The following is a 21,015-nucleotide window of genomic DNA, read 5'->3' on the forward strand; positions in this document are numbered from 1 at the left end:
GAACGGTCGCCTCGAGCACCTGCGTGGCCTGGCCCTCGGCTTCCGCAACCTCACCAACTACATCGCCCGCGCACTCCTCGAAGCCGGCGGATTCAGACCACACCTACACCCCGAATTGTGAAGAGCCACGTGTCGACGTGTCCGTTGGGGGAGTCTCTCGTATCCCTTATTTTGGCTAGATACTTTGCTCATTGGGGTGTTTTTTAGTGTCAAGTAGACGTTAACTTTACAAAACGGAAGGCCCTTTGTCGCAGGTTGCGGAAGAGCTTCAACATGGAGTCTGTAAATGACATCGCCCTGTTCGCCTTCCTCTTTCTTATGATTGGCGCAGGGGGCAAAAGTCTTAATTGAAGCAAAGTCCATGACCTGGACGTGTTCGCCGATGCCGTTGAAATTAGCGTTCTGGTGGTCAATGCTTCTTTGTAATTGGTCGAGGTAGAAGGCGGGGAACGGGCCTCAGCCGCCGTCGATGTGATCACTTGTGGTCGTCTATGCCCTTAGCTCGTAGTCCAAGCGTTTCAAGCAAACATCGCGTTCTGTCCGCCGGCTTTCAGCCGTCACCTGGTAGGCGGTGCAACGAAGTTCTTACGTGTAACCCCGGCGTCGTTAAAACACTCATGGCGGCCCACCCCGGAGGGGGACCGCCATGAGCAGGCAAGTAAGGTCGCCTAATTAGCCCTTGAGCTTATCGCCGATGTTGCGAGCGGCGTCCTTGACCTTCTCTGCGCCATCCTTGACGGCGGCGGAGAGCTGGTCGCCCTTGCCTTCGTTTTTCAGATCATCGTTGCCAACAGCTTCGCCAACTTTCTCCTTGGCGTTACCGGAGGCGTCCTGAAAGGCGTTGTTTGCCTTGTCCTCGATACCCATAGCGGGACTCCTTTCGTAAGGTTCCCCAAGGTATTACCCGAGGGGTCAGCATGATTCTTTGTAAGGAACCGTGACTTAGTTGCCGAACTTGTCGTTCAAGGCATCCTTGGCCTTATCGACATGCTCGTCCTTGACGGTATCCTTACCGGTCTTGTCATTGACGGCATCCTTGCCCTTGTTCAGAGCGTCGTCAACCTTGTCGTTATTCAGATCGAAACCCATAATCGGCTCCTTTCGTTGCGGCAACCCTTTGAATTTTGTGCTCTGGGTCGCCTCTTGGTGATCACACTAGGCCAAGCGTCCGGGCAATGTGAACCGTCCACCGCCAGATTCCGGGATTGTTCACCCCTGGCAAAACGTCGTCACTGAATCGTGACCTCATTTTCAGCCAATGTGGAGATAGTTCCCTGGAAGCATTGGTGAATTGGGCTCCTCATTACCTTGCGGCCCGATAGAACTGCCCTGGCGACTCGATGTCCTGGCGCAACTCACGAGCGGCACGCCATGCCCACCGCGGGTCGCGAAGCGCCTCGCGGCCAATGCTCACGGCGTCGGCTTGTCCACTCGCAACGATGTGCTCGGCCTGTGTGGGATCCGTGATGACTCCGACGGCGCTCGTCACGATGCCGGTCTCTTTACGGATGTGCGCAGCAAATTCCGTCTGGTACCCCGGCCCCGGCTTCACATGAGGCTGCGGCAAGTTCCCGCCGGACGAAACATCCACCATGTCGACGCCGAGCTCGCCGGCCTGGCGGACGAACTCGGTGATCTCAGCGAGATCGTCGTCGTTAGCGCGGCGTCCGGCGTCGGTGCCCCATTCTTCCTTCCAATCCACCGCCGAGACTCGCAGCAAGAGCGGCATCTCATCAGGCAGTTCCGCGCGAACACGGCGGATGACCTCAAGGGGGAAACGCATGCGGTTTTCCAGTTCCTCTCCGCCCCAACGGTCATCGCGGGTATTGACAGCCTTCTGGAGGAATTCATGCAAGAGGTATCCGTGGGCCGCGTGAATCTGCACCGTATCGACGCCGGCCTGCACCGCCCGACGCGCGGCGTCGGCGAAAGCCTGGGCGGTCTCCAAGATGTCGTCCTCGGTCATGGCGCGCGGAGCGTCAAAGGGGCCGAAAGGCTCATCTGTGGGGGCGAGGGTTTCCCAGGCGCCGTCTTCGGAAGCCAAAGACCCGTCTGGGTAGCCCGGTAGCGCGTGGTAGGTGGAGGCCTTTCGGCCTGCGTGGGCCAGCTGAATGCCGAAGGCGGCACCTTGGCCGTTCTCGTGGACGAAGTCCGCGATCCGCGAGAAAGCGCTGACCTGGTCATCGCTCCACAGGCCCAAATCGCCTGGGGAAATGCGGCCCGCGGGAGTGACACCGGATGCCTCGGCAAGAACCAGGGAGAAACCACCGGTAGCGAAGGACCCAAGGTGGGCAAGGTGCCAATCGGTGGGCACGCCGTCGTCGGCCGCGCTGTACTGACACATCGGAGCGATCAAGGCCCGGTTCTTGAGAGTCAGACCACGAAGAGTCAGGGGCTGAAATAGATGGGAGTAGGCCACGAGGAAACCTTTCCGAGGGGATTGTTCTGAAGTTTTCCTCCACACCAACGACGCTTTTGTGGTGTTTTATTCCCCCTGGGTGCCGCAAAGAGACACACCCTGCTGACGCGACGCGAATTTGCCGGAAAAAAGAAGAACTATGACGCTGCTTCGGTCAAGGTTTGGTAAAGAATCCCGCGCCGCATTGGTGTTTTGTACTCACGAGTGTTTTATACTGAATTGTCGATATCGACGAGATGTGCGAAGGCTTCGCGCATGCCGTCACGTGCGCCTGCAGCGTGACGGTTCTATGGGAGACGAACCACGTGAGACAGGCAAGAAGGCGGGACGCGCAACGCGTCCCGCCTTACTTCTTTAACTATTGGAAGGCTCTGCAACTAGCCCGGGATGTCCAGAGCCTCACACGTCCCGATTTGCGGGGCGGCCCGGTGCCAGAGGCAGAAAAACCGGTACCTCAAAATCGCGCTGTGCAAAAGCGTCGGCAACCGCCTGGGCAATCTGGCCAGTGCGCTCTTGCGAAACCAAGGCCAAAACCGCGCCACCAAATCCGCCGCCCACGAGCCGGGCCCCGAGGGCCCCATTGTCCAGGCAGGTCGCGACGGCGACATCGAGTTCCTCGCGGGAAGCGCCCAGATCGTCCCGCATGGAGCAATGCGACGTCGTAAAGAGCGAACCAAGCTCGGCCCAAGTTTCCGCGGTGGTGGGCAGGCGATCCGTGAACAGTGAACGGGCCCGCTCCACCAACATCATGTCCGTGAAAATATGTTTCATCCACGATCGGAGTTTGGTGACGCCCACGCGGCGAACGACGGTGGGGTCTGCTGCGAGCCGCTCCAGGGTTTCCTCCAGGACTCGTTCCCTGGCTTCGCGGGCTTGCTCGGCGTTCAGGTCGGGAAAACCGATCTGCTCCGGTAGGAGATCGCGGAGGTATTCGACTCCGGTGGCGTTCTGGAGGGCTTCGCACACGTCGCGGCGAGCCGAATACTGGCCATCCGCCAGATCATGCGGGGCACGGGTATCGATCACCAGGAACGTTAGGCCAGCATCCGAAACGTTGACGTCCACCGGCTGGATCGAGAAGTCCCGGAAGTCGATGACTATGGCCTGCCCGGGCAGAGAGCGCAGGGATGTGGTTTGGTCAAGCCCACCGGTCACGGCGCCGGCCACCTCGTTCTCGGCCCGCATGCACACTCGAGCCAGGCGTGCGCGAAGTTCGTCGTTGTCCGGACCGCAGCCGCCCACGGGGAGGGGTTGCATGGAAGCTTCGGTGCGCAAGGGGCAGGAGAGCTCCAGGAGCGCCAAGGCTGTTGCACACTCGAGTGCGGCGGAGGATGACAACCCGCCTCCGACTGGGACGGTCGAGTCGATGAGGAGGTCGGCGCCAAAATCCGGCGGTAGGGCGATGTCGCCGCCGCCTTCCTGATTCATGGACCAGGCGACGCCGCCCACGTAAGAAAACCATCCGCTCACGGTTCCGGGCGTGATCTCCGAAACGCGGTGTTGCACGGGTTCGCTCATCTGCAGCGACTCGGCGTGAAGGATGCCGTCTCGCCGGAGACGGCCGGCGATCAGCGTCCGGTACGGCAGTGGCGTGGGAAAACATGCGCCGCCGTTGAAATCGACGTACTCGCCCAAGAGGTTCAGGCGTCCGGGGGCTGACCAAACGCCGTCGGGCTCCGATCCGTACCTCTCAAGGAACGCCTCTCGCAGGGCCTGCACCTGCGCGGTGTGGTCCGGCAATCTGGCCCATCGAGCCGCGATCGAGGCCTCGGTCATGGAGCTGTACCTGAATTCTGTGTTGGACGTTGTGGGGAAAATGACGCGCGGTTCGGCCGTGGAGAGTCAGATTGGGGATTGGCGGAGACCGCGCGCATCAATCATTGTAATGCGGTTCGGATCCGCTCCCAGGCGGCGAGAGTTTTGTGGACCGAAGCAGTCCGTCCACGGCAGCGCGAACGCCGAACTCGCAGGCCTCGGCCTCAAATCCGGCCACGCTGGCGCCATCGCCCTCCGCGCCTCCGCCCCGTGGCCCCGGTGAGGTGAGTCGCGCACGATTGTGTTCGGCTGAGACAAACCCCAACACCGAGTAGAGCACCGTTCTGGCGCCCCAGTCGGCGTGGCGCTCGTCCAAACCGGCCGCTTTCAGGCAACGGCGGACCTCCACAAAAGACCTGATGGACTCCGGGTGGGCCGCCATCGCCACCCCGACGACGTCGGCGCCGTCCGGATACGGAACGATAGCCTCCCGTGCGGTCCTGGCCAGGGCGACAACGGCCTCCACGGTTTCGGCGGGATCGAGCGGGCCCGAGGGTTCCTCGATGCGTTCCGGAGACGCCAGCATCCGCTCGGCCAGCAGGGTCAGCAATTCCTGCTTATTCTTCACGTGGTAGTACAGGGCACCCGGCGCGACGCCGAGTTCCGAGGCGACCCGACGCATCGACAAATCGCCCAACCCGTACTCGCTCAGCAGCGAGAGGGCGGTCGAGAGAATGCGTTCTTGGGTCAGGGCCACGAAAAGAGTCTACCGAGGGTCTTCTCGCCCACGCTGCTGAGGCTTAGGAGAGGGCCTCAGAAATGGCGGCGTTGAAGGCATCGATGTCGTGGGGATTGCGGCTCGTGATGAGGTTGCCGTCCACCACTACTTGCTCGTCCTCCCACGCGGCACCGGCGTTAATGAGGTCCGTAGTGATCGAGGAGAACGAGGTCAGGCGGCGCCCCCGCGCGAGGTCGGCCTGGGCAAGGATCCAGGGTGCGTGGCAAATCGCCGCGACCGTCTTGTTCTGGTCGAAGAAGGCCCGAACGAAGTCCGTGGCGCCGTCGGCGATACGCAAAGCGTCCGCGTTGAGGGTTCCGCCGGGAAGGACGAGGGCATCGTAGTCTTCCGGGTTGGCCTCCGCGAGCGGGACGTCCACGGAGAAGGAGTCTGCGTGGTCCCAATCGCCGTTCATGGCCGTCAAGGTCCCTTCGGCGGGGGAGACGATGACGGTCTTAGCGCCGGCGTCGTCGAGAGCCTTGCGGGGGCGGGTCAGCTCAACCTCTTCGACACCGTTGGTCAAGAGGAAGGCGACGGTCTTTCCGGAGAGGTCTGCCATGGTGTAATCCCTTCTGAGCGTGCTGTTTTAAGGCCACGCTACGTCTGAACGACGGAGCGACGAAAGGGTGTGCGCTCAGAGCACATTGTCGATGAGGCAGCCCCCTGCGAACATTGAACACCGTTCAAAAACGGTGTTCAATGCTCACATGATGTGTGAACCAACTGCCCTCGCCCGCCGAATCTCCGAAGGCCAGAGCCTTAACCGAGAGGAAGCACTGTCCATCCTCAACGCCTCCGACGCCGAAACCCTGGGGATCGTCGCGGCCGCTTCTGACCTCCGCCGCCAACACTTTGGCAATAGCGTCAAGGTCAACTATCTGGTCAATCTGAAGTCCGGCTTGTGCCCGGAAGACTGCACCTACTGCTCGCAACGCCTAGGTTCGGCCGCCGAGATCCTGAAGTACACGTGGATCAAGCCCGAAGAGGCCGTGCGGCAGGCTGAGCTAGGAATTGCCGGTGGTGCTTCACGCGTATGCATGGTGGCCAGCGGCAAGGGGCCTACCGACCGGGACGTCGACAGGGTCTCGACGATGATCCACGGCCTGAAAGGCGCCAATCCCGACGTCGAAGTCTGCGCTTGCCTCGGAATCTTGCGTGAAGGCCAGGCGGAGAAACTCCGTGATGCCGGTGCGGACGCCTACAACCACAACCTCAACACCTCCGAGGATCACTACGGGGAGATTTGCACGACGCACGGATTCGGTGAACGTGTCGAAACGGTGCGTCGCGCCCGTGAGACCGGGCTTCAGGCGTGCTCGGGCCTGATCGTGGGCATGGGGGAGAGCCCCGAACAGCTCGTCGATGCCGTGTTTTCCCTGGTGGATCTGGGTGCCGAATCTATTCCGGTCAATTTTCTGATGCCCTTCGAGGGCACTCCGCTGGAAGGAACGTGGGAGTTAGATCCCCTGAAATGCTTGCGTATTCTCGCGATGGTGAGAATGGCCGCCCCGGATCGTGAGGTTCGGATGGCGGGGGGACGAGAAATGCATTTGCGTTCGCTCCAGCCCCTCGCCCTCAATGTGGTCAACTCGCTGTTCCTGGGCGACTACTTGACGAGCGAAGGGCAGTCCGCCCTGGATGATCTACGGATGATCCGCGACGCCGGATTCGAGGTTTTGGGTGCGGAGGGCCGCGACCTGGTGGCCGAACACGAAGAACGCACGGAGCAGGTGTCCCTCCGGCGTCGGGGAGTAGGAACCGAGACCGCGCCAAACGCCTAGCCCACGAGGGGTTTGTCGCCGCTCCTGCCCAACCGCTGCCTATGGGCCGTATGGTTTGTGTGTGGACTTCATGATCGTCATTATTGTGATTCTGTTGGCGACCCTCGTGCTCGTAGGCGTCGGCGACCGATTCAATCTGCCCTGGCCGGTGCTGTTGACGCTTGCCGTCGCAGCGATCATTTTCATTCCGGCGGTTCCGAACGTCAGCATCAAGCCTGAGCTGATCCTGCCGATCTTCCTCCCGCCCTTGCTCTGGGCGCTAGGGCAAAGAGCCAGTTGGCAGATGTTCCGAACCAACTGGCGGGCGATCGTCATCTATTCGGTGGTCCTCGTGGCCATCACGATCTTGGCCGTGACGTGGACGGCCCTCGTCTTCATCCCGGGAATGACGCTCGCGGCGGCCGTGGCCATCGGTGCGGCCGTCGCCCCGCCGGACCCCGTGGCGGTTGAGGCTGTCGCGGAACCGGTGGGAATCCCACGACGCATCGTCGCCACGCTCCAAACGGAGGGCCTGTTTAACGACGCCGTCTCCCTCGTGGCCTTCCAGGCGGCGCTCGCGGCCATTACGGATCACGGGCACCTCTCCGCTCCCATGTTGGCCTTGGAATTTCTGTACACCGCGGTTGCGGCCGTGGCAGTCGGCCTGCTTTTCGGGTGGTTGGGTGGCATTGCGCGGCGGTACCTGACCTCGAGCGTGGCACGGTCCGGCTTGACCCTGGTCATCCCGTTCGCGATCTACATCGCTTCCGAAGAGATCCATGCATCCGGCGTGATCGCCGTGGTGGTCGGAGCCGTCCAGATGTCGAGCACCATCGGTGACCTGGAGCCCGAGGATCGTCTCAGCGGAACGGCCTTCTGGGGCGTCTTGGAATTGCTCATCACCGGCGTCGCCTTCGGCCTGATTGGGCTGCAGGTTCGCGCGGTTATCGACGACGCCGGCGACCGCATCGGCGAAATGATCCTGCACGGAGTCATCATCTCCGCCGTCGTGATCCTGTTGCGGCTGGCATGGATGGCCGTGATGGTGGCGGTCAACTCCGCCAAGGGTGGCCGCTTCATGACGCCGCGCACCTTCGGCGAAGCCCTGGTAATGACGTGGTCCGGCATGCGCGGACTGGTGACGCTGGCGCTGGCCCTCTCCCTTCCGACGATCGGCTTTGATTTCCGTTCCGAGGTGCTGGTCATCGCATTCGTGGTGCTCCTGTTCACCATGGTCTTCCCCGGACTGACGCTGCCCATGCTCGTCAAGATCTTGGGGCTCGACCAAGAGGACGACCAAGACCGGCAGGAACGCGAGCTGCTGCAAAGGGCTCAGTACGCGGCGATGGAGGCCGTCCGATCCTCAGCCAAGGATGCGCCCCCAGAGATGGTGGCGACGGTTTCGGAACTCTACCGGCGGATGGTCCCGCGAAGCCCGCAGGAGATCGAAAGCTCCGAGGTCTACGACCAGCAGATGCGGGAACGCACCAAGCGGCGCAAGCTATTTGTGCATATTCGCGATATCGCCTTGAACGCGGCGCAGGACGAAGTGATCAAGGCACGTTCCGACCGGGGTGTGGACCCGGCAACCGCCGACCAAGTGTTACGGAGACTCGATCAGCTCGCCGCCATCGAGAACCCCGATATGGCCGGAATACTTCCCGCGATGAGACCAGACGGGAACCCACAAGCAGCCCAACGAATGGGCAGGAAAGAGCCTGGCGACTCGCAACCGCCGGCCTCATGATGAAATAGAAGACATGAACTATCGCGTCTTCCTCACCCCCGCGTACCTGACGTCCCTGCTGGTGATTCTGCTCGGCGCCATCCTCGTAACCGCCCATCTGGGCGTTCTCGGCTGGATCCTGCTCCTTGCCGGCCTGGCCCTGAACGTGGTGGCCTCGATGGTCAGCCACAACCGCGAAGAGCTCCGCAAGGCGGACCAGCTGGAATCCGGATCTCCCGCGGCCAAACCGTGGTCTCAGGAGGGCCGTACGCGGGATACGTCCCGCTCCTAAAACACACCGGCCCCGCGCCGTCGACACAGAAAGGGCCCGCACCCCACGCGCGTGCGTGAAGTGCGGGCCCTTCCTGTTTTCTGCGCCCTGATTAGCCTCGGCGGAGGACCTTGCGGACCCTGGTGAAGACGCTCTCAACGGTCTCGGCCTCTTCCAGAGAGACCAGGCCGTTGAACATGTCTCCGACGTGGCGCTTATGGATCTCCTGGGCCTCCAGGAAGACCTGCACCCCATGGCTGGTCAACTCTGCGAAGGCTGCCCGGCCGTCCGTCGTGTCCTCGATCCGTCGGAGAATTCCCTTCTCGCAGAGCACTCCAACTTGGTAGCTGAGGCGTGACGGGGAAAAGACCATCTCGTGGGCGATATCGCCCAAACGCAGACGCCGGTCCTTGGCGTGGTACAGGAGCTGGCACACGTCGTAATCGGCGAGACGAAGCGCCGTGTCCTTTCGGAGCAGTTGTTCGAGCTTGTTCAGCAGCATCTGTGAAGTCTCGAAGTACTGCCGCCACGCGTCGGAACGAATCCTCTCCTCGCTCCCGACCGGGCTTTCTTGTGGTTCTGTCAACGGTTATCCCCCTTGGTGGTTTCTCTGCGATGACCTCTTGACGTCCCCAAAATTTAGGCCCGCTAAGAAAATGCCATGCGTTCAAAGAGTACTAGGAAATTTCCAAACCAAAACTTTGGAAACCACGATTGGGTGAACTTTTCGCGTCTCGAAGTTAACGCAACCGTGCCCTTCCGGTTAACCAGGCTCGATCCTGGCGGAAATTCAACGAATTTACTTGTCAAGGAAAGTAAGTACGGCTCGTACTCGCCGGTTACCGGCGTCGGGGGCCAAGCCAAGTTTGTCGAAAATATTACCTATGTGTTTGGCCACAGTCGCCGAGGAGACGAAGAGTTCCTTCTCGATCTCGGAGTTGGCTTTCCCCTGTGCCATGAGATTGAGAATCTCCAATTCGCGGGGGGTCAGCTGATCCAAGGCGCTCGAACGGCCCGTGGACGAAGCGTTGCCCATGAGGTGCTTCACGACGTCGGGGTCGATCACGGTGCCCCCGCCGGCCACGGTTTCCAGGGCACGAGCGAAGTCCTCGACCTTGGCGACCCTGTCCTTGAGAAGGTATCCGAGTCCGGAAGAGTCTTCGGAGAAGAGTTCACGGGCGTACGCGGAGGCGATGTACTGGGAAAGCACCAAGACCGGTAGGCGGGGGTAGCGCTCGCGAAGGGTGTGGGCGGCTTGAAGTCCGTCGTTGGTGTTGGTGGGTGGCATGCGCACGTCGGTAATGACGACGTCGAGGCCTTCGTCCGCGTGTGCCTCGTCCACCGCCGTCAGGAGAGCGCCGGCGTCTTCAACTTGGCGCGTGACCTCGTGACCGAGTCTCGTCAGGACCATGACGAGCCCCTCCCGCAGCAGAGTGGAATCTTCCGCAAGAACAATGCGCACTGGTTCGGCCTTTCGACAGGGTCGGGACAGGTAGTGGGAGCGTAGCTTCATGGCGACGACCCACCCCTCCCAGGGTATCTGCCGACGCCTCCGGTGGAGATTAGGTGGCTGCGTCGATGGAATCGGGGCTTTGACTGCTCAATGGCAGGCGTCCGTAGAGGGTGGTTGGTCCGCCCACCGGGGATTCCACCCAGACGCTGCCGCCCAACGGTTGCACGCGTTCGTTGAGCCCAGACATTCCCGTTCCCTTGCTCATATCGGCGCCGCCCTGGCCGTTGTCCGTGATCTCGACCGTCAGGGCGCCGTCCATGACCGACGCCGAGATCCACAGGGTGTTCGCCGTGGAGTGCTTGAGGGCGTTGGTGACGGCCTCGTTGGCAACGTAGTAGGCGGTTCGCTGGATGTCGTTGGGCAGCTGGTCGGCTGCGGTGTAGTGCAGATGCACCGGCAGCATGCAGTTGTTCGCCAACTCTTCGAGCGCCGCCCGGAGGCCGTGATCTTCCAAGACTGCGGGGTAGATGCCTCGAACGGTGTTGCGAAGGGTCTGCAGCGCGTGGGTCATTTGCTCCTGGGCGCGGACCACTTGTTCCCTGGCCGACGTGATGTCGACCCCTTGGCCTTCGAGCATTTGAAGTTCAAATTCCGCCATCCCGAGACGCAGGTTGAGGTTGACGAGTTCTTGCTGGACGCCGTCGTGAAGGTCCCGCTCGATGCGGCGTCGTTCGGACTCAAAATTGTCCAAGATGCGGGCGCGGGAAAAGGTCAACTGGTGAACTTGACGTTCAATTTCCTCGGGCCGAGGGCTGAGCAGGGCCTTGGAGACCGTGGCGGTGATCGCGGAGTAGAGACCGTTGAAGTACGCGAAGAGGATGAGGCAGCCGAAGAACGCGAGGGCGGGAATCCACCATTCGTCGGCGTGCAGGGGGCGCTTAGCCATCCACGATATGACGAGGGGGTCTTGGCTCAGGCTCTCCGTATCGATGTCTTGGTGGAGCGCTCCGGTGACGGTCCACAGCATGACCGTGATAAACAGTGTGGCCGCCTCGAGGAACAACACGATCATGGTGGCGATGCCGAACATTGCGGAGGCCACCATCGCCAGGACGTTTCGCCACGAGGCGGGTTCCTTGTACCGGGTTTTGAGCCACACGGTAAAGGGCCTCAGGGGAAGGGCAACATGGGCCGAGGGGATGTCGCGGAACCCCAACATCCATAAGCGGCCGCGTTCGACGTAGCCGAACCACAGTCCCAGAATTGGTAGGAAGATGAGGCAGATGGCGGGAAGTAGGAGAAGTTCGAGAGAAATCCTGACCGAGGAATTGGTCGAGAGGGTGAGCAAGGTCAGGAAGCCAAAGAAGGCCACGAAGAAGATGAGGGGCTGAAGGACCATCCCCATGATCGCCGCCCACGGACCCGCCGTCACGAGATACCAGGGGCTCCTGAGCAGGCGCCACATCGACTGGTTCATTCTGTTCTTTGCCTCAGGTTCCAGGGTTGGTGTTACTCGTGAGGTTACACGTCGGTTCAGGACGAGGCCGAGCCGAAGGGGGCTATGGGTTGGCCGATGAGGCATGCACTGGTCGAGACGGCCTCGTCGGCGCGGGAGGAACCCCTTCGGGTCGGCGCTTCGTCACAAACTATCGTGGCTCGGATCGGCCCGCCGGGTCAGTGGGGCGGGCACTGAAGATGGGGTAGTGCTAGTTCTACCCTTCAAAGGGCGCGGGGGAGAGGCCCCAGAAATGCGTGATGGCCTCTGCGGCGATGAACGAGCGTGTGCCTGAGCCCAACTGTGGCGGAAATTCGTGTGGTGAAGGAACCACGTGTCCCATTCCCTCGACGGACCACAGCTCGACGGGTTCGCGGCCCTGTTCACTCCATCGGGTCACCTCGACGTCCTCGAACCGGCGTTCCGTCACCGGGTCGGTGGAAATGCCGTTGCGGCGGGCAAAGTACGAGGCCGAATCGACGGCGGAGAGTACCTCGCCACGGGATTCGGAACCCCAGAGTGATGCTTCGCCGCCCGCGTAGGGCGCGAGGGGATCCGCCGTACCGTGGATTGCCATCAGGCGGATAGGGCGCGGCTTCACGGTTGGACGGTCGGTGAGCAGAAAATTGCTCGGCGCGGGCTGGGTGGCCGCGATGATTGCTGCTCCGGCGAGCAGCTTGGGTGCTTCGTGGAGGAGGCGTATCACCATCTGGCCGCCGTTGGAGTAACCGACCACGAAAACCCGGGCGGGGTCTACGTGGTGTGCGCGGGTCATGTGGCGGATGATGGCGGCCGTGAAGGCGACGTCGTCGATTCCCTGGCGGCGGGACTCGAAGGTCGAACCGCGACGGGAATCGTTGAAATGCCGATGGAAGGCGTCGGGGTAGGCCACGAGGGCACCTGCGGCAACGGCGGCGGCGTCGAAGGTTTCGGCGGTGAATTTCCGGAAGACGCGCGAACTTTGTTGCGATCCGTGGAAAGCCAGGATGAGAGGTGGGCTCGGATCGTGCCGTTCGGGGGCCACCACGGTGAACGTTCTCTCGACACCCTGAAGGGGAAGGGATTCCCTCGTCACGACGTATGGCTTGCTCACCCGGACAGCATAGGCGGAAGCGGCAGTGAGGGTCGAGGAGCCGCCGATTCATGGCTTCATGTGGACGACGTCGACTGTGTTGATGGTGGCCAACGCGCTATTTTGTACAGAATCCGTCCGTTTTGAGGGCGACCATCGACCCTGTGCCTCGACGAGGAGAACTATGACCATCGTGAACGTCTTGCCGCTGATCGCGGCCTGGGTTGTTGCTCTCCTGGCTCCTGGCCCCGACGTTCTGATGATTCTGCAGCAGGCGGCCCCTCGAACCTCGACGGCGGAGGTGCCTTCCACGGCGGCCCCTCAGGCAACCGGTGCCCGCCCCAGAATCTTGGGGCTTGCGGCGGCCCTCGGGGTCATGACCGGGAATTTGATGTGGATGGTGGGCGCGGTCGTGGGACTAGGCGCGCTCGTGGCACTCTTCCCCGCGATAGTTCCGATCCTGAAAATCTTGGGCGGCTGCTTCTTGGCGTATATGGGCTTGTCGGGGCTGTGGTCGTTGCGAGGCGCCTCGCGTGGGGGCCCCGCGGTGAAAGTACGCCGGGCGAGTCTGCGTGGTGCGTATCTCAAGGGGCTCGCGACGAACCTCGCGAACCCCAAGGCCCTGATCTTCTTTACCGCGCTCTTGGCTCCGTTCATGAGCCACGGATTTCCGTGGTGGCAGACGGCCATCCTCGTTGTGGTCTTCATGGTGATCGGACTGGCCTGGTTTGCGACCTTCGCATGGGTGGCTTCTAGCGGGGTCGTGGTGCGGTGGATTCGCACCTACTGGTTCCGCGTCGAGGTTGCGACGGCGTGCCTGTTTTTCCTGATCGGGGTCGGCTTCCTGGTCGACGGCGTGGTTGGGCTGGCTGGATGACCACGGTCGACGTCGTCGACTGTGGTCCTTCCCGACGACGCTTCTGACATGTGTGAGTGTGCACCGGGCGACATGTTCGGAAACTTTGGGTAAAGGGACGTTAGCGGTTCATATTTAATACCTAATAGCCCTAAGTTTCTGGGTTTTCGGTGCTGTTTGGGTTTATTCATAAAAATTGCCGCCGGAATGGTCGTTTTGGTAGCCGCCCCTTTAGCAGCGCCCCAAGGGCGCCGGATCACTATGGTCCTCAACCCCGAAGTTTCGGGCTCATCGGGCTGGTCGCAGGAAAATTTCCTCCTCGAAAACGTGGAAACTTTTGTCAAAGTAGATAATTTCTTGATGATTCCTTGTAAAGAGCTGTCGATAGATCCAGAAACTTAGCGTTACAAGGGATTCACGGATTGGAAAGAGTTAACCGACCTTCACGTAAGAATCCGCTGGTTATTTGGAGAGTGCACGGTCGCGGTATCCAACCGGCGGTTCGTGCCCTCGAGAACGGAACATCCCCTCGGAAAGGCAAACCTGAAATGGCACTCGGAAACTTCAGCAAAGCGACTGTGGGTATTGGTGCGCTGGCTATGGTCGCGGGATCGCTGGTGGTCCCCACCGCCGCGAATGCAGCGAACGACAATGCCGGGCCACAGCCGGATCATGCTGCTGCGGCCGCGGCTCCCAAGGACCTCAAGGACCCGCAGCTCAAGGAATTGGCGAACGACATCGTCGCTACCAACGAAAACAGCGACCTCAACATGGATGCCCACTACGGTTTCTATCAGAAAGAAGACGACGGCCGCGGCATCACGCTCGGAATCGTCGGATTCACCACCGGCACGGGCGACTTCAACAAGGTCCTCGACAACTACGACAAGGCGACCGGCGGTCAGAACGCGTTGCACGACTACATTGAACCGCTCAAGAAGCTCTCCGGAGACAACTTGGACGGCCTGGATCAAAAGGGTTTCCACCAAGCGTGGAAGGAAGCCGTGAAGGATCCCAAGATGCAAGAAGCCCAGCGTCAGGTTCGTGACGAGCTCTACTTCAATCCCGCCGTCGACCAGGGTGAACAGGACGGGGTCGGTGCCCTCGGCCAGTTCATCTACTACGACACCTTGGTGCTGAATGGCATGGGTAGCGACCCGGATGAAAAGGGTTTTAAGAAGATCCACCAGGAGACCGTGGATTCCTTCGGCGGCAAGACACCGGCACAGGGCGTGGACCAGAAAGAATTCCTGGAGCGGTTCTTGGACATCCACCAGGACAGCATGGAGCACTCGGACAGCCACAACGACAAGGACACCTTGCAACGGGTCACCGACGAGCAGCGTCCGTTTGTCAACGAGTCCAAATTTGATTTGCAGTTCCCGCTCGACTGGACCGTCAACGAAGACCACTACCAGGTCAACAGCTTCGACGACCTCGGCAAGTAACCCCCTCCACGACTCGGAAGACCCTACCGATAGGACAGCAGACTCATGCGAAAGTTCGGCACACGATGCGTTATTTCGGCTTGCATCGGCACCCTGATGGCGGGCGCCGTCGCTCCCATGGCTCAGGCGGCTCCCGCCCCTGGCGATCAGAACTCGGCGGCACAGGCCACCCAGCAGAAGGACAACCAGCCTTCCTCGATGCTCTACGGGCTCAATAACAATCCGAATACCGTCAAGGACGAGGACATCAACAAGGTGGTCGGCAAGACACCGGCAACTAAGGTTCTTTTCCACGGTTTCGCGGATAACGAGATCGATTCGACGCGGTCTGATCTGGTCAACACGTGGAACAGCGGTTCCGTCCCGGTATTTACGTGGGAATTGCGGACCGGCGATGCGAATGAAAAGAATGTTCTGCACGACATCGAGACCGGGAAAAAGGACGACCTCATCCAGCGCGAGGGCAAAATGCTCCAGAGTTACGTCAACGGTCCGGATGGAAAGGCCGGCACCGACGACGACCGCCAGGTCTATCTGCGGCTCGGCCACGAGATGAACGGCGATTGGTACCCGTGGGGCGCCACGAAGGAAAATTCCCCGAATGACTACGTCTCCGCTTTCCAGCACGTTCACCAGCAGCTAGACGGCGTCGGTGGTCTCGATAAGAGCCACCTACAGTACATGTGGATCCCGATGAGCATGGGCGGCGTTGGAGCCAACGGAAACGTGCCCGGCAAGGAGTTCTACCCGGGGGACGATTACGTCGATTGGGTCGGCGTCGATGCGTACAACCGCAACAACGAACAAGGATGGCAGCAGCCCAGCCAGATCCTGGAGCAGTCGCTACGTGAAGTCACCGAAATTGCCCCGAATAAGCCGCTGGCCATTCCGGAAATCGGCTCCAACGAGGGTGACGGTAAGAACCAGTGGATGAACGACATGTGGGGCACCGCAAGCTACTTCACGGGTGCGCACGGCGAGAAGGTCAAGATGCTCTCGTACTTCAATAACGACAAGGACGAGGGCGGCAAGCTCGGCTGGACCAAGTGGTCGGCCATCGACCGCGATAACCAGAAAAATGGCGGCAACGGTGGAGACCAGCAAGTCACCGGTGCCAGCGGCGATCCCCTGCACGTGTACAGCGCCTTCGTGGACACCATGAAGAAGGACAACATGGTGGGCGCCGACGGCCAGAAGCACCTGACCGAGCAGCAATTCCAGGGAAATTTCTAAATAGCGCCCCGCTCCTCCCCGACGCGAATGCGTCACCCCGGCCGGCGAAGCCGCTGAAACGACGGCCCTTCGTCGGCCGGGAACCTCACCCACATTCACTCTTCTTAGGAGAAACCATGAAACTCTCCCGCACCCTCCTCGCCGCCGGTCTCCTCGGAACCACCGCGCTGTCCCTCGGATCTCAGGCGGCCATGGCCGATGTCCCCGCCGCCCCCGCACATGAGGTATCTCCGTATATCGACGTCAATGCGGATAATTTCCACACGATTAACGACGCTCAGCAGGCCTCCGGGGTCAACGCAGCCACCCTCGCGTTCCTGAATTCATATTCCGGGAATTGCGACGTTCAATGGGACGCCTCGAGCAGCGACGGCTCCGGATACATGAAGGACCAGATCTCGGAATTCCAGAAGAACGGTGGCGACGTCACCATCTCCTTCGGCGGAGCCAGCAACGGTGATCACATGGTGGCTCACACGTGTAACGACGTCGCCAAGATCAAGAGCGCCTACGAAAACATAGTGGATACCTACGGGGTCAATCACCTGGACTTCGATATCGAAGGCGGGGCACAGAAAGACGACGCTGCCAACCAACGACGCAATGAGGCACTGGCCCAACTCCAGAGGGAGCGCCCCGACGTCAAAGTGGACTACACGGTCCCGGTGGGCCCCGATGGAATCGACCGCGATACCCAGGGCGTGCTTGCCGACACCAAGGACAAAGGCGTGGCAGTGAACACTGTGAACATCATGGCGATGGACTTCGGTGAGGATGAGGACACCGTGGCCGATGGCAGGAAAGCCATCGATGCCACCAACGGTCAGCTCCAGGGCGTCTTCGGTGACCAGCATCCCGGGCTCGGAGTCACCTTCTGCGCCAAGAAGGACGGCGACCAACAGTACTTCAGCGTGCAGAATGCTCGCGATCTCGAGGGATACGCCGTGGAACACGGAGCCCAAAAGCTCTCCTTCTGGCAGCTCGAGAAAGACGTCCACGACGGCTACGAGTACTCCAAGGCTCTCGCCGAGATCCAGTGAATTTCAGCACTGACCCATGTCGAAGGGAACGAACACCATGAGTAAGACCCTCAGAATGCCCTCCCGCGCCACACTGGGCGCGATCTCGGCGGTCGCCCTTGTCGCGACATCCGGAATCCTCTCCTCCTCCGCTGCCATGGCCGACGGTCCCGCGAGTTCCGCAAACCTGCCCGACCTGGGGAAAAACGGAACCAGCTTCCACCTTCAGGCCGGCGGTGCTGATTTCGACACCGCCATGCCGGACAAGTCGGTGGCGACGTACGTGATGAAGAAGGGCCAGAAGCCCACGATGTATCTCACGACTGCGGACCAGGGGAAGAACAACCTCAAGTACAAGGTCCAGCAATTCGACGCCGAAAATACGAGCGGCGGTCCGTCGTCGGGCGATATTCGTACGAAGCCAGACACGAACTACGGACAGGTAGCTGGCTTCGGGGCCACCATGACCGACTCGGCGGCCTTCTTGCTTCAGCATTCACCGAACCGCGATGAGATCATGCAGAAGCTTTATGGCCAAGGTGCAGACGATGCTCATCTGAACATCGCCCGCGCGCCGATGGGATCAACGGATCTCATGTCCGATCCCGATGACTATCACTCCTTGCAGGACGGTGGGGCGGATACCTTCTCGATTGATAAGCACCCGAGCGATCAGCGGGAGATCGAGATGCTGCAGCAGGCTAAGAAACTCTCCGGTCAAGATTTCAAGCTCATCGGTACCCCATGGACCGCTCCGGGCTGGGCCAAAAAGAGCGGACAGCTTCATCCCGGTAACGACGACGGCGGGGCGAATGAGCTCAATATGGATAAAACCGGGGATTACGCGCAGTACTTCAAAAAATATGCTGAAGCCTACGACCAGATTGGCCTGAAGCCTTGGATGGTTTCATTGCAGAACGAACCGCTGAACCCCAATACGAAAATGCCGACTACTCAATTGAGCAAATTTGTTCAGGGAAGTAACGGCAACTGGACGCCCGACGCCGCAGAGGCCGGGAAAAACGAGGTAACGCTGGCCCACGCGGTGAAGCAGGCCCTGCCGCAAGACGTCGGCATCCTCGGGTGGGATCACAATACGGATACTCCGGACGGCTCCGAGCCGGTTGCGGGTTCGGACGACGTCGACATGATGGGGTACCACTCCTACAACTCGACGAACCCCTCGGGGCCGAACAACTACCAAGATCAATCGCGGAAAAAGAACTCCTTGATGAGCGAAGGTTCCAACATGGTGGGGGAAACCGACGCTCGCGATAAGCTCGGCGACACCGTGGAGAAGGACATTATGGGGCCCATGCGTCACGGAGCTTTGGGATCGCTGTACTGGTCCTTGATGCAGGACAGCCAGGGAAACCCCCATTTTGGAAGCGATGATTCCTGCGATTCGTGCCGCGGTCTCGTGACCGCCACGGACAACGGCAACTACGAACTCTCCCAGGAGTATTACTACTACTCCCAGTTCAGCCGTTTTGTGGCACCGGGTTCCACGAATATCGAGTCGAATAACTCCGGCAATCTCTCGTCTGTGGCCTTTCAGAATGGGGACACCACCACCGTCGTCGTCCTGAACGACGGCGACCACAAGGTGAAGTAACACCGGTGCGGCACGGCACGAGGAGTGGCCTCGGGGGTTCTCCTCGTGCCTTGTCGCGCGTTGCCTATTGATCCTGGAGGGCCTGAGCGCGTCGGGGCGGTACGCTCTAATTACCTAGTGACACTATTTTTTGGCTCCTTATCGGGAGGAAGTCTCCACCTATGCCCAGTTCCTTACGACGCACGGCACCGGCCACGGGCGTCCGACGCGACGTCATCAAGCTCCTTATTTGTCTGGCCATGGTGCTCGTGGGAGGTCTCGGTTCTTATATCGTCCAGACCAACGCGGGAACCGTTCAGGTTCAGAGCCTCAAGATTCCCGGGCCCAATGGTCAGGTGATTTCCGCGGACCTGTACAAGCCGGTTACGGCGAGCGAGGACCATAAGGTGCCGATGGTTGTGGTGACCCCGGGCTTCCAGCGAACCAAGGAGACCCAGGTCAGCAATTCCCTCGAGCTGAGCCGGCGTGGCATGGCCACGCTGGTGGTGGACCCCTATAACCAAGGCGAATCTAGCTCTCAGGCGCCGGACTCGAAGGACTCTGCGCTGATCCCAGCGGTCGATTACGTCACGAAGACCTCCACCTTCAACTACGTAGATCAGGACCGTATTGGAATTACGGGGCATTCGGCCGGAGGTAGCCAGGTCAGAACCGCCGCCGCTCACTACGGGAAATTGGAGAAGGACGCTCTGAAGAAGGCGGCTGATCCCTCCTCGTCCGGTGGTGCGACCGTGACCGAGGAAGAGCGTGCTCACGCGCGGTCCCTCAATAAAATCCGTTCGGCGTATATCTCGGGATGGTTGCGCAATTTCGACGACAAGTCCTTCAAGAACATCGATTCGAACCTCGGCCTCGGTTATGCCCGATATGACGAGGGCGGATACAGGAACGCCAACGGAAACGGAGACCTGACCAACGCCCCGGAAGCCATCGCGTTCATCAACTCCGGTTTACCCAAGAGCCAGCACATCTCTTCCGTCAAGACTGGTAGCCCTTACGGCGATGCTTCGGACCGCACGTACCGCATCGCCAACAACGACGAGACGATTCACCCCTTCCAGCCGATGTCGCCCAGCGCCATCGGCGGCCTGATGGACTTCTTCACGACGACCCTCGACTGGCACACTGACCTTTCGAGCGGGAATCAGACCTGGTTTCTGAAGGAAGTCTTCAACCTGATCTCCATGGTCGGTGGGCTGGTGATGCTTCTGCCGTTGAGCAGGCTGTTCCTGCGCATCCCGGCGCTGAGATCTGCCGCTCAGCCGGTCCCGGCCCCACAGGCCCGACAAACCGGCGTCGGCAAACTGATCTTCTGGGGCACGCTGGTGGTCGCCGCCGCAGTGGCCTGTGTGACGTTTATTCCGCTCTCTAACGCCACGAAATTCGTGTTCCCCGACGCGACCAACTCGGTCAACACGTGGTTTTTCCCGGCGCGCATGGTCAACGGTGTGTTGCTCTGGTCCTTGGTCAATGGCCTGTTCGGCTTGGCGTTATTTTTTGGGACACACTGGCTCTACGGTCGACGTCGCGGGGCAAGCTCTCGCACATGGGGGCTCAGGATTGGGGCCAAGGACTTCGGAAAGACGCTCCTGCTCGCTCTGCTGCTCGTCACGAGCTTCTACGTGTTGCTGTCTGTGATTTACGGACTGTTCCATTCCGACTACCGTTTCCTGGTGGTTGCGGCTCGCCCGATCTCGGCACGGTGGTTCTGGGTCGGACTCATGTATATCGTGTTGCTCTTCGTCTTCTTCTTCAGCAATTCGCTACGCGTCAATGGGTCGATGCGCATTGCGGGGCAGAAGAAGTGGGTGGGCTACCTAATCGCCGCGCTCGCGAATTCGGTCGGCCTGGCGGCGATCTTCGTGATCCAGTACGTCACGTTCTTCTCCACAGGAACGGTGTTCTGGACGGATGACTGGCTCTACGTGAATATGCTCCAGTCGGTGCTGCCGATGATGGTGATCCTGCCACTGTTCAACAGAGCGTTTTTCACCATCACCGGACGGGTCTGGCTTGGGCCCATCGTCACCGTCACACTCTTCGCGATGATGGCCCTCGGCGGCAGCGTGATCTACGTGCCTCTGCCGCACTAAACGCCGGCCAATCGCCTTCTCG

At 60.6% G+C, this 21,015-nt stretch carries 19 protein-coding genes; 9 read left to right on the top strand and 10 right to left on the bottom strand.

All coding sequences use genetic code 11. The annotated features are described in order from the left end of the window. Positions 1-672: 672 nt before the first annotated feature. The 6 genes from D8M21_RS05040 to D8M21_RS05065 all read right to left on the bottom strand — a co-directional run bounded on the left by D8M21_RS05040 (position 673) and on the right by D8M21_RS05065 (position 5,511). Positions 673-867, bottom strand: a complete 195-nt coding sequence (locus tag D8M21_RS05040; protein ID WP_048682449.1) for a CsbD family protein — start codon at positions 865-867, stop codon at positions 673-675. A 75-nt stretch (positions 868-942) separates the two neighbouring features. Then, entirely contained in the window at positions 943-1,089 is a 147-nt protein-coding gene (locus D8M21_RS05045) for an Rv0909 family putative TA system antitoxin (protein ID WP_126855695.1), read from the bottom strand. Between the two features lie 214 nt (positions 1,090-1,303). Continuing rightward, positions 1,304-2,419, bottom strand: a complete 1,116-nt coding sequence (locus D8M21_RS05050; RefSeq protein WP_048682446.1) for an NADH:flavin oxidoreductase/NADH oxidase — start codon at positions 2,417-2,419, stop codon at positions 1,304-1,306. 399 nt (positions 2,420-2,818) lie between these two features. Continuing rightward, positions 2,819-4,195: a galactokinase gene (locus D8M21_RS05055; protein WP_048682443.1), complete on the bottom strand. Its 1,377-nt coding sequence runs from the start codon at positions 4,193-4,195 to the stop codon at positions 2,819-2,821. A gap of 97 nt (positions 4,196-4,292) precedes the next feature. Beyond that, positions 4,293-4,931, bottom strand: a complete 639-nt coding sequence (locus D8M21_RS05060; RefSeq protein WP_048682440.1) for a TetR/AcrR family transcriptional regulator — start codon at positions 4,929-4,931, stop codon at positions 4,293-4,295. Between the two features lie 43 nt (positions 4,932-4,974). Continuing rightward, the gene (locus D8M21_RS05065) at positions 4,975-5,511 is read right to left on the bottom strand and encodes a type 1 glutamine amidotransferase domain-containing protein (protein WP_048682436.1); all 537 of its coding nucleotides are present in this window, start codon (positions 5,509-5,511) and stop codon (positions 4,975-4,977) included. 151 nt (positions 5,512-5,662) lie between these two features. On the opposite strand from D8M21_RS05065, the gene bioB reads away from it, so the two are divergent. The 3 genes from bioB to D8M21_RS05080 all read left to right on the top strand — a co-directional run bounded on the left by bioB (position 5,663) and on the right by D8M21_RS05080 (position 8,730). Continuing rightward, entirely contained in the window at positions 5,663-6,733 is a 1,071-nt protein-coding gene (bioB, locus tag D8M21_RS05070) for a biotin synthase BioB (protein WP_126855736.1), read from the top strand. Between the two features lie 70 nt (positions 6,734-6,803). After that, on the top strand, positions 6,804-8,459 hold the full coding sequence (locus tag D8M21_RS05075) for a cation:proton antiporter (RefSeq protein WP_048682432.1): 1,656 nt from the start codon (positions 6,804-6,806) through the stop codon (positions 8,457-8,459). Positions 8,460-8,472: 13 nt separating this feature from the next. After that, positions 8,473-8,730, top strand: coding sequence for a hypothetical protein (locus tag D8M21_RS05080; protein ID WP_048682428.1), 258 nt, complete (start codon positions 8,473-8,475; stop codon positions 8,728-8,730). A 91-nt stretch (positions 8,731-8,821) separates the two neighbouring features. Here D8M21_RS05080 and D8M21_RS05085 read toward each other — a convergent pair whose 3' ends face one another. The 4 genes from D8M21_RS05085 to D8M21_RS05100 all read right to left on the bottom strand — a co-directional run bounded on the left by D8M21_RS05085 (position 8,822) and on the right by D8M21_RS05100 (position 12,750). Next, complete coding sequence (locus tag D8M21_RS05085) at positions 8,822-9,295, bottom strand: MarR family winged helix-turn-helix transcriptional regulator (RefSeq protein ID WP_126855696.1); 474 nt, start codon at positions 9,293-9,295, stop codon at positions 8,822-8,824. Positions 9,296-9,508: 213 nt separating this feature from the next. After that, a complete protein-coding gene (locus D8M21_RS05090; RefSeq protein ID WP_202975603.1) occupies positions 9,509-10,171 on the bottom strand; it encodes a response regulator transcription factor in 663 nt (220 codons plus the stop codon). Positions 10,172-10,271: 100 nt separating this feature from the next. After that, positions 10,272-11,639: a sensor histidine kinase gene (locus D8M21_RS05095; protein ID WP_048682419.1), complete on the bottom strand. Its 1,368-nt coding sequence runs from the start codon at positions 11,637-11,639 to the stop codon at positions 10,272-10,274. 235 nt (positions 11,640-11,874) lie between these two features. After that, positions 11,875-12,750 carry an alpha/beta hydrolase family esterase gene (locus tag D8M21_RS05100; protein ID WP_048682416.1) on the bottom strand — a complete coding sequence of 292 codons (876 nt, stop codon included), beginning with the start codon at positions 12,748-12,750 and terminating at the stop codon, positions 11,875-11,877. Between the two features lie 163 nt (positions 12,751-12,913). Here D8M21_RS05100 and D8M21_RS05105 point away from each other — a divergent pair, with 163 nt between their 5' ends. The 6 genes from D8M21_RS05105 (at position 12,914) to D8M21_RS05130 (ending at position 20,993) form a co-directional block, all read left to right on the top strand. Beyond that, positions 12,914-13,606: a LysE family translocator gene (locus D8M21_RS05105; RefSeq protein WP_048682415.1), complete on the top strand. Its 693-nt coding sequence runs from the start codon at positions 12,914-12,916 to the stop codon at positions 13,604-13,606. A 527-nt stretch (positions 13,607-14,133) separates the two neighbouring features. Next, a complete protein-coding gene (locus D8M21_RS05110) occupies positions 14,134-15,033 on the top strand; it encodes a chitosanase (RefSeq protein WP_065424314.1) in 900 nt (299 codons plus the stop codon). 45 nt (positions 15,034-15,078) lie between these two features. After that, entirely contained in the window at positions 15,079-16,266 is a 1,188-nt protein-coding gene (locus D8M21_RS05115; RefSeq protein WP_048682410.1) for a glycoside hydrolase family 26 protein, read from the top strand. Between the two features lie 116 nt (positions 16,267-16,382). Further along, the gene (locus D8M21_RS05120; RefSeq protein WP_048682408.1) at positions 16,383-17,306 is read left to right on the top strand and encodes a glycosyl hydrolase family 18 protein; all 924 of its coding nucleotides are present in this window, start codon (positions 16,383-16,385) and stop codon (positions 17,304-17,306) included. A gap of 37 nt (positions 17,307-17,343) precedes the next feature. Further along, positions 17,344-18,900: a glycoside hydrolase family 30 protein gene (locus tag D8M21_RS05125; RefSeq protein WP_161800287.1), complete on the top strand. Its 1,557-nt coding sequence runs from the start codon at positions 17,344-17,346 to the stop codon at positions 18,898-18,900. A 161-nt stretch (positions 18,901-19,061) separates the two neighbouring features. After that, positions 19,062-20,993, top strand: coding sequence for a poly(ethylene terephthalate) hydrolase family protein (locus D8M21_RS05130; RefSeq protein ID WP_048682403.1), 1,932 nt, complete (start codon positions 19,062-19,064; stop codon positions 20,991-20,993). Positions 20,994-21,015: the final 22 nt, after the last annotated feature.

Origin of the sequence: Kocuria sp. HSID16901 (assembly GCF_003989425.1) — a bacterium.
GTDB lineage: Bacteria > Actinomycetota > Actinomycetes > Actinomycetales > Micrococcaceae > Rothia > Rothia massiliensis.

Excerpts from the sequence above, each read along its gene's own strand:
- D8M21_RS05040 (WP_048682449.1), bottom strand. The coding sequence starts at position 867 with ATGGGTATCGAGGACAAGGCAAACAACGCCTTTCAGGACGCCTCCGGT.
- D8M21_RS05045 (WP_126855695.1), bottom strand. The coding sequence starts at position 1,089 with ATGGGTTTCGATCTGAATAACGACAAGGTTGACGACGCTCTGAACAAG.
- D8M21_RS05055 (WP_048682443.1), bottom strand. The coding sequence starts at position 4,195 with ATGACCGAGGCCTCGATCGCGGCTCGATGGGCCAGATTGCCGGACCAC.
- D8M21_RS05065 (WP_048682436.1), bottom strand. The coding sequence starts at position 5,511 with ATGGCAGACCTCTCCGGAAAGACCGTCGCCTTCCTCTTGACCAACGGT.
- bioB (WP_126855736.1), top strand. The coding sequence starts at position 5,663 with ATGTGTGAACCAACTGCCCTCGCCCGCCGAATCTCCGAAGGCCAGAGC.
- D8M21_RS05075 (WP_048682432.1), top strand. The coding sequence starts at position 6,804 with ATGATCGTCATTATTGTGATTCTGTTGGCGACCCTCGTGCTCGTAGGC.
- D8M21_RS05080 (WP_048682428.1), top strand. The coding sequence starts at position 8,473 with ATGAACTATCGCGTCTTCCTCACCCCCGCGTACCTGACGTCCCTGCTG.
- D8M21_RS05095 (WP_048682419.1), bottom strand. The coding sequence starts at position 11,639 with ATGAACCAGTCGATGTGGCGCCTGCTCAGGAGCCCCTGGTATCTCGTG.
- D8M21_RS05105 (WP_048682415.1), top strand. The coding sequence starts at position 12,914 with ATGACCATCGTGAACGTCTTGCCGCTGATCGCGGCCTGGGTTGTTGCT.
- D8M21_RS05110 (WP_065424314.1), top strand. The coding sequence starts at position 14,134 with ATGGCACTCGGAAACTTCAGCAAAGCGACTGTGGGTATTGGTGCGCTG.
- D8M21_RS05115 (WP_048682410.1), top strand. The coding sequence starts at position 15,079 with ATGCGAAAGTTCGGCACACGATGCGTTATTTCGGCTTGCATCGGCACC.
- D8M21_RS05120 (WP_048682408.1), top strand. The coding sequence starts at position 16,383 with ATGAAACTCTCCCGCACCCTCCTCGCCGCCGGTCTCCTCGGAACCACC.
- D8M21_RS05125 (WP_161800287.1), top strand. The coding sequence starts at position 17,344 with ATGAGTAAGACCCTCAGAATGCCCTCCCGCGCCACACTGGGCGCGATC.
- D8M21_RS05130 (WP_048682403.1), top strand. The coding sequence starts at position 19,062 with ATGCCCAGTTCCTTACGACGCACGGCACCGGCCACGGGCGTCCGACGC.